The following is a 7,875-nucleotide window of genomic DNA, read 5'->3' as shown; positions in this document are numbered from 1 at the left end:
ATGCGGATTAATCGCTTATTGCCATCAACCTAAGAAACCCAGCCTTCAGATGGAGTGGCTTTTATCTCAACCTGCTTAACCCGAACTCAGGTTATAGTAAGAATTACATCAAGTTTAGAGTTGACACCTGCATTCAATGCTTCTCGACAGAACAAGCAGTCAACACATTCCAACCAGCACCCATTTCTAATCCCAATTTTGCGATCGCCTGTACTTTTGTCTAAATTAAGTTTGGTAGCAGTATGCCCAATTACTTCCTTGTATACAGCAGCCACTCATCTTCAGGCATTGAACTTTACCCTTTAGGTTCTCAAATAGAACCTGGTGAAGGTGATGAAAAATGCGTATTTGTGCGTACTGCTATTACTTCCAGATATACAGATATTCATGCGGCTATTTCTGTACCAATTAGTCAGAAAGAAATTGAACAAATCGGTGTTCGTGAAGGTTGGCGTGTAGTGCGCTGTAACCGCGATTCTTTCTTTGATGTGATTGAGTTCTGGGTGGAAAACAGATTAATGATTGAATTGCTAACACCAGAAATGGCATCTCAATATTTAAAATTTGCCACCCAGCAAGAAAATCTGAAATATTTTTTGGCAGAACTAGCTTTAGCCACAATTTCATAAACATCTATAGCAATCCTATTTGATTTGTGAGAATTACAAAATGCAGATCCTCAACTTGTTCGATAAGTTAGGGATCTGCTTTTAATTGCACCTACCCTGCGGTAAGCTTCTTTGCGTCTATGACTGAGACAAAACTCTACTTCTTCACCGCCGGATAGCTATTAGTTAGTCTTATACTGCTAGAATAAAATTATTTTAAAGATATTAAACTAGCGGTATTGTAGATAATTGATATGATACACAAATATCATTACTTATTTTGCAACAGCCAATCTACCAATTCTTGATAAGCACCACATAGTTGCTTTTTGAGAGCATCGCGCTCATGCCAGCTAACTGGGTTTGTTGGATCTAAAATTTTATCTAACCGAGTATGAGCTTCTGTACTTGATGATCTCAAATCATGACACTTGAGTAACCCACTAGCAAATATCCTAAGTTTTTGTTCTTGACTATGAATGTATTGCATTCTGCTTGGTAAAGGCATTTTTGCAACATCTTCCCTACTGGGTTTCAACTTTAGTTTCTCTACAAGTATGGGATAGAGTAATTCTTCATGGAACAAATCTAACTGAGACGCATATCTCGAAGCGTTAGAAAGGTATGATTTATCAGATTGCCATAGAAAATCAGTCGCACGTTGATATGCCGAACCTAGTAAAGCATGAAAGTCTACTGGCTGAGAAAAGAAGTTGACTCTGTAAAATTTTGTGAAAATATACCGTATGTAGCATGGTTGAAGATGAGGCAACGAATTATCATACCCTCTGGCAGAGTTTCTCAAGTATTCACTGAGTTGCTGGGTTTCATCAAGACCCAATTTCTTTATTGTTAGACCATGTTCAACGTATAGCTGGTATAGCAAAGTATCAATCACAATTGGTGATTTGTCATAAATGCTCTGTTTGAGAATGCATAGAGCTTCATGCTCATCAATTGCCAGTCGTAAGGCTTGAATTATTGCTGTACGTCTTACTGATGGACTATATGAAGAAGATGAAATTACGTTGAGCAAAACACTCATGTTCTCTTGGTTATCTCCTAACGCCATTACAGCAGCACAAAGTAAGGGCCAGTCGCGCTTATTATCAGTTAGCCATTTTCTAAATAAACCATGATGATAACGAAGTGAAAAATTCTGGCGCATCAAAGTTTCAATTGCAAATGTTACAGTGCTGTCATATACACTATGTATAGCAATAATATTTTTATCAAGAAACTCAAGAACATCTTTATCAAGTTCGCATTTTCTTAAATATTGATGTAACGGCTGAGTGAGCCAAGGTCTATCGAGCAAGTATGGTAATATTGCAGTTACAATCGCAGGATTCGGATCTAAACGATACAGACAGAACTTTAAATGACGTTCAGCAAACGGATTATTTCCACCAGCATCAATAGACTTTTTTGATTGCCAAAACAACTCAAGTAAATCTTCTTGTAATCCCGAAGTAGCTATTAATAAATCTAGGCTGCTATTGCCTATTTTACAATCCTCACCTAAAAGAGCAACGTCATGTAATGATGGTTCTGCTAAAGAATCAGGTAATGTTGTGTCTGGTATCTCATTTAACTCACGAAATCTACGATCTACTTCTGATAATTTAGATGCCATTCGATCCGCCTCTTCGGCAAAATTGCTAATTTGACGTACTGTGGTTTTAGTAGTTTGTATAAGGAGTCCTAAAGTTTTTAAGGTTCTGTCAATTCTGATAAGTCCTTGCTGAACTGCTTCTCTAGTTCTGGCAAGTAACCTAATGTCATCTACATATCGAATATAATGGTACTCTTGGACAGAAAGTTCCCTGTCAAATCCATACAGGAAAAGATTTGCGAAGAAATCTGATGCCAAGCACCCTTGTGGGAGTCCACGATTGATTGTTTCTTCTCCTTTAACTGAAGCCCAGATAGGTAAGTATATACGGAGATGTTCCGCCGTTATGTCATCAACTAGCTGTTGTTCACGCAGATACTTAATCAACATGGTTTGGTCTATCGTCTCGTAAAAAGCAGCCATGTCTGTTTCTGCTAGCCAGACATTACCTTCTTCATACAGAGTTTGAAACTTTTTTTGGAAAAGACGATACTGTATTTTCCAGGGCATAAACATAGGTTTCTGTACTGGAGCAGACAAAACATTAGCAAAAGACTGTCGATTAGCTGCTGTAGACAGAATTGGTCTAGCCTTTTCAGCCACAACATTAGCTATAGCTTGATAGACTACACGATCGCTAACTGCCAGTATTGCCATTGGACGCAAAGTCTGAGATGCCTTGGGGAGATACTTAATTTCTGGGTATGAAGCTTCAAAAGTTCTCCCCATCAAAGTTTGTCTGAGTAGTTCAAGGTTGTGGTCACGATTGGCAGCAAATACTTTTAAGCCAATCCAGTCTCGTGAATCAGAGCGATCAAAGTAGCGAACACGCTCCCAAGCAAGTTTGAGATTATCAAGGCTAATAAAGCTATCATATATTGAAATACTAGTGTTCATTTGTAACAATAATTACTTGTAAGCAGTTTCAATTATATTGCACTACATTTATAATGCAAATAATTACATACTTATGAAAGTGAAGCCTAAAGTAAAGTTTTCAATAATCTACATGAGATACTTTAATTTTCAATACCACACCTCACCGCCTTACTACTTCTTCAGCGCCGGGTACTGTTTCAACACCTGCTGCAAATATTGCCCAGTATAAGACCTGGGATTTTTTGCTACTTCCTCTGGTGTACCCACAGCAATTAATTCTCCACCTTTGTCGCCACCTTCTGGCCCCAAATCTATCACCCAGTCAGAACAGCGAATTACATCTAAGTTGTGTTCAATTACTAAAATTGAATTGCCTTTATCCACTAATCTTTGCAACACATCTAACAATTTGTGGACATCATAAAAAGATAATCCTGTTGTTGGTTCATCGATTAAATAAAGTGTCTTACCTGTGGCGCGTCGAGATAGTTCTGTTGCCAATTTCACCCGTTGCGCTTCCCCACCAGATAAGGTAGTCGCAGGTTGTCCTAATTGGACATAACCCAACCCGACATCAAATAAAGTTTGCAAACGCGCGATCGCTTTGGGAATATTCTGGAAAAAGTCTAAACTTTCTTCAACTGTCATTCTCAGAACATCAGAGATTGACTTATCTTTATACTTCACCTGTAACGTTTCACGGTTGTATCTTGCACCTTTACAGATTTCGCATTGCACGTAAACATCGGGAAGAAAGTTCATTTCAATAACATTCACACCCTGTCCGCTACAAGCTTCGCAACGTCCACCTTTAACGTTAAAAGAAAATTGTCCGGGTTTGTAACCTCTAGCTTTGGCTTCTACTGTTTGAGAAAATACATCCCGAATGGCATCGAAAATTCCTGTATAAGTTGCAGGATTAGAACGTGGTGTGCGTCCAATAGGGGATTGATCGATAACGATCGCTTTATCAATCGCATTCAATCCCTGAATTTTATCCAAATGTTTGGGTAAAGGAACTTTCTTAGTTAAATGGTGTTGCAGAGATGGGTACAGTAACTCGTTAATCAGGGTAGATTTGCCAGAACCAGACACACCTGTGATGGAGACGAGTTTACCTAGTGGAATATCTACATCTATATTTCTTAAATTATTGCGATGGGCGTTTTTGATTCCCAAACTGCGCCCATTTCCTTCTCGGCGTTGTGCTGGTGTCGTAATTACTCGCCTTCCTGATAAATATGCACCTGTCAAGGAATCTTCTGCTACTAATAATGCCTGAAAATCACCTTGGGCGATAATATTTCCGCCGTGAATTCCTGCACCAGGGCCAATATCAACTATATGGTTGGCTGCACGAATTGTTTCTTCATCGTGTTCAACGACAATTAATGTATTACCCAAATCGCGCAATTTTGTTAAGGTTTTAAGCAACCTGCCATTATCTCGTTGATGCAAACCAATACTCGGTTCATCTAAAACGTAGAGAACTCCTGTTAAACCAGAACCAATTTGCGTTGCTAGACGAATTCGTTGGGCTTCACCCCCAGAAAGAGTCATGGCGGGACGGTCAAGGGTGAGGTAATCTAAACCTACATCTAACAAAAATTGCAATCTAGCTTTGATTTCTCTCAACACTAAATCAGCAATTTGTAACTGGCGATCGCTCAACTTAAATTGCTCAATTCTCTCTCGACAATCCCGAATTGATACCCCAGTTAATTCTAAAATTCCATATTGTCCCAACTTCACCGCCAATGCTTCCGGTTTTAACCGTTTTCCCTGACAAACTTCACACGGTTGATCGATTAAATACTGCTCTAATTTTTGCTTAACTAATTCCGAACCACCCTCATACTGTCGTTGCAAAATTGGAATAGTACCTTTAAAACTCTGCTTCCTCTGTGCCTCTGCGGCTCGTTCATTTTTCTCTCCATACAGAACAATTTGCTGTTGTTCTTCTGTCAGCTTGTTCCAATTGGTCTGTAACTCAAATCCATAAATCTGTCCGACGCTATAGAGTAATTCCAGATAATAAGAATTATCTTTTTCTGACCAAGGCGCGATCGCAGCATAAACTGGCGCTTCCCAGTCGGGTACGATCAACTCTGGTGCAAATCTTCTTAAAGTCCCGATGCCATGACAGTGTGGACAAGCACCATAAGGTGAGTTAAAAGAGAACAATCGCGGCGATAATTCTTCCATTACTGCGCCATGTTCTGGACAGGCAAAGTTTTCCGAAAATACTAATTCTTCTTCTTTTTCTTGTCCGTCGTCACCAAGCAGGCTCACCAGAATGGCCGCAATCCCACCCGATTGCTTGAGACACGTAGACAAAGAATCAACCAAACGCTCCTGAATATCAGCCTTTTTCACCAAGCGATCAATTACCACTTCAATGGTGTGGCTAAAATTTTTATCCAATTCAATCGAATCTGACAGATCGCGTACTTCGCCATCGAGCCGCACGCGGACAAAACCTTGGGATGCCAGACTTGACAAAAGCTTTCGGTGTGTACCTTTTTTTCCCCGAACAACAGGTGCAAGAATTTGGAAGCGGGTGCGGTCTGGTAATTCCATAATGCGATCGCACATCTCATCAATTGTCTGGGGTGCAATACAGCGATCGCATATCGGACAATGGGGTTCGCCAGCTCGACCAAACAACAGCCGTAAATAGTCGTAAATCTCTGTCACCGTACCCACAGTCGAACGGGGGTTATGAGAGGTTGACTTTTGGTCAATGGAAATTGCTGGACTTAAGCCTTCGATCGCCTCCACATCCGGCTTATCCAGTTGTCCGAGAAATTGCCTGGCGTAGGCACTGAGGGATTCCACATAGCGGCGTTGCCCTTCAGCGAAAATGGTATCAAATGCCAGGGAAGACTTACCAGAACCAGAAACGCCAGTGAATACGATTAGGCGATCGCGTGGCAATTCCAAGTCAATATTTTTCAGATTATGCTGCCTAGCACCCCGAATCCGAATGGTATTCTGGCTGTTGTGGCTGGGGTACGGAAGATGTCCATTCAAGGATGCTGCTAGCTGTTGGTCTGACATATTGGGCGGCGAAGAAGGAGTTTCTTATGAAACAGTCCTTAATAATACTATCTTTAATCAGTTTATAGTAGAACAATCGTACTGTTTTGTTAGTTGTCATTCCAGATTTATGGCGCAGACATCTTTAAGAGTCTGCTAATTTGAAAGCATCCCGATTAAATATCCTTCTGAGGGCGAAGCTATGGTATCGCAAATCCAACCGCCGACCCAGCCAGAGGTCATCTACCCAGATAGTGACGGACAACCAGTGGCTAATAATACCATACAGTTTGGCTGGATTGTAGAAATTAAGCAAAATATAGAGTGGCTATTTGCTGACGATCCAAATGTTTTTGTCGCCGGAGATTTATTTTGGTATCCGGTAGAGGGACGCAACACAATTGTTAACGCCCCAGATGTGCTGGTGGTATTGGGTAGACCAAAAGGCGATCGCTTGTGCTACCAACAATGGAAAGAAGAGGGAGTTGCACCGCAAGTGGTGTTTGAAATTCTTTCTCCGAGCAACACCCAAACTGAAATGGACAAGAAATTACTTTTCTATGATCGCTATGGCGTGGAAGAGTACTACATTTACGATCCTGAGCGCCATAATTTGCATGGATGGTTGCGTGGTGAAGATGGGTTAGATGTCATCCCCCAAATGGAAGATTGGGTAAGTCCTCGGTTGAACATTCGGTTTGCTCCATCACCAGAGGGTTTACAGTTATATCGCCCTGACGGAGAACGGTTTTTAACTTATACAGAAATTTCTCGCAACGCTGAACAAGAACGGCAACAGGCAAAACAAGAACGACAACGGGCGGAACAAGAACGCCAACGAGCGGAACTTGCAGAACAAGCGAGAAGAGATGCCATACCTCGATTATTGCAAATGAATTTGAGTATCGAACAGATTGCCCAAGCTTTGGGATTGTCAGTGGAAGAAGTGCGAACCCTTGCTCAGGAGTAATGCCGTGTGCAATTTTTTAATCGGGCTATTAGAAATTAAAGTTGTACTTGAAATATTCTGATTATGCTAGCCAATGCAGCCACCCATCAAGTTACTTGGGAAAAGTTACCTGATGATTTTGTTTTAGACAACGAGCCAGTGGATAACATTAATCAGCCACTTTTGGCTGCTGCTTTAACAGAAAGCTTGGAACTTGCTGGCAGATTACCCACCGATGCTTTAACCATCACTAACTACGGCATCTGCGCCACCTTGAATAATCGATTTGTGGTCAAAGCACCAGATTGGGGTTATGTATCATCTATTCGAGTCTCACGAGAAGAAGTGAAGCGCAGTTATACGCCACAACTCCAAGGTGATATTCCCGTAATTGTGATGGAATTTCTCTCAGATACCGAAGGTGGAGAGTATTCGAGTAAACCGACCTATCCCCCTGGTAAATGGTTTTATTATGAGCAGATTTTACAAGTGCCAAACTATGCCATTTTTGAACCAGATAGCGGAGTGTTAGAAGTTTATCGGCGAGATGATTTCGGATATTATCAACTGCAAACACCAGATGCAAATAATCGTCACTGGATTGTCGAAATGAATTTGTTTTTAGGTTTATGGCAAGGAAGCCGAGAAAACCGCACAGGTTATTGGTTGCGTTGGTGGGATGATAATGGTGAATTATACCAATTCTCTAAAAGCTGGCTACAGATAGTGCCTCTAAAATATATTGCCTTCGGGCAATAGATGCAATAATTGGTTTGGTTAATTTG

At 40.9% G+C, this 7,875-nt stretch carries 5 protein-coding genes; 3 read left to right on the top strand and 2 right to left on the bottom strand.

All coding sequences use genetic code 11. The features are described from left to right. The first annotated feature begins 242 nt into the window (after nucleotides 1-242). A complete protein-coding gene (locus tag V7K89_RS16545; RefSeq protein WP_335188915.1) occupies nucleotides 243-629 on the top strand; it encodes a hypothetical protein in 387 nt (128 codons plus the stop codon). Nucleotides 630-879: 250 nt separating this feature from the next. Here the strand turns inward: V7K89_RS16545 and V7K89_RS16540 are convergent, their stop codons facing one another. Then, nucleotides 880-3,120 carry an RNA-directed DNA polymerase gene (locus tag V7K89_RS16540; protein ID WP_335188913.1) on the bottom strand — a complete coding sequence of 747 codons (2,241 nt, stop codon included), beginning with the start codon at nucleotides 3,118-3,120 and terminating at the stop codon, nucleotides 880-882. A gap of 153 nt (nucleotides 3,121-3,273) precedes the next feature. Then, the gene (gene uvrA / locus V7K89_RS16535) at nucleotides 3,274-6,162 is read right to left on the bottom strand and encodes an excinuclease ABC subunit UvrA (protein WP_335188911.1); all 2,889 of its coding nucleotides are present in this window, start codon (nucleotides 6,160-6,162) and stop codon (nucleotides 3,274-3,276) included. A 181-nt stretch (nucleotides 6,163-6,343) separates the two neighbouring features. Between uvrA and V7K89_RS16530 the strand changes: the two genes are divergently transcribed. Both V7K89_RS16530 and V7K89_RS16525 read left to right on the top strand, forming a co-directional pair. Then, nucleotides 6,344-7,111: a Uma2 family endonuclease gene (locus V7K89_RS16530; RefSeq protein ID WP_335188909.1), complete on the top strand. Its 768-nt coding sequence runs from the start codon at nucleotides 6,344-6,346 to the stop codon at nucleotides 7,109-7,111. 63 nt (nucleotides 7,112-7,174) lie between these two features. After that, entirely contained in the window at nucleotides 7,175-7,849 is a 675-nt protein-coding gene (locus V7K89_RS16525) for a Uma2 family endonuclease (RefSeq protein ID WP_335188907.1), read from the top strand. Nucleotides 7,850-7,875 lie beyond the last annotated feature (26 nt).

It is taken from the genome of Nostoc sp., from assembly GCF_036917515.1.
In the GTDB taxonomy this organism is placed as follows: Bacteria; Cyanobacteriota; Cyanobacteriia; order Cyanobacteriales; family Nostocaceae; genus Nostoc.
This window is presented reverse-complemented; position numbering and strand designations above follow the sequence as displayed.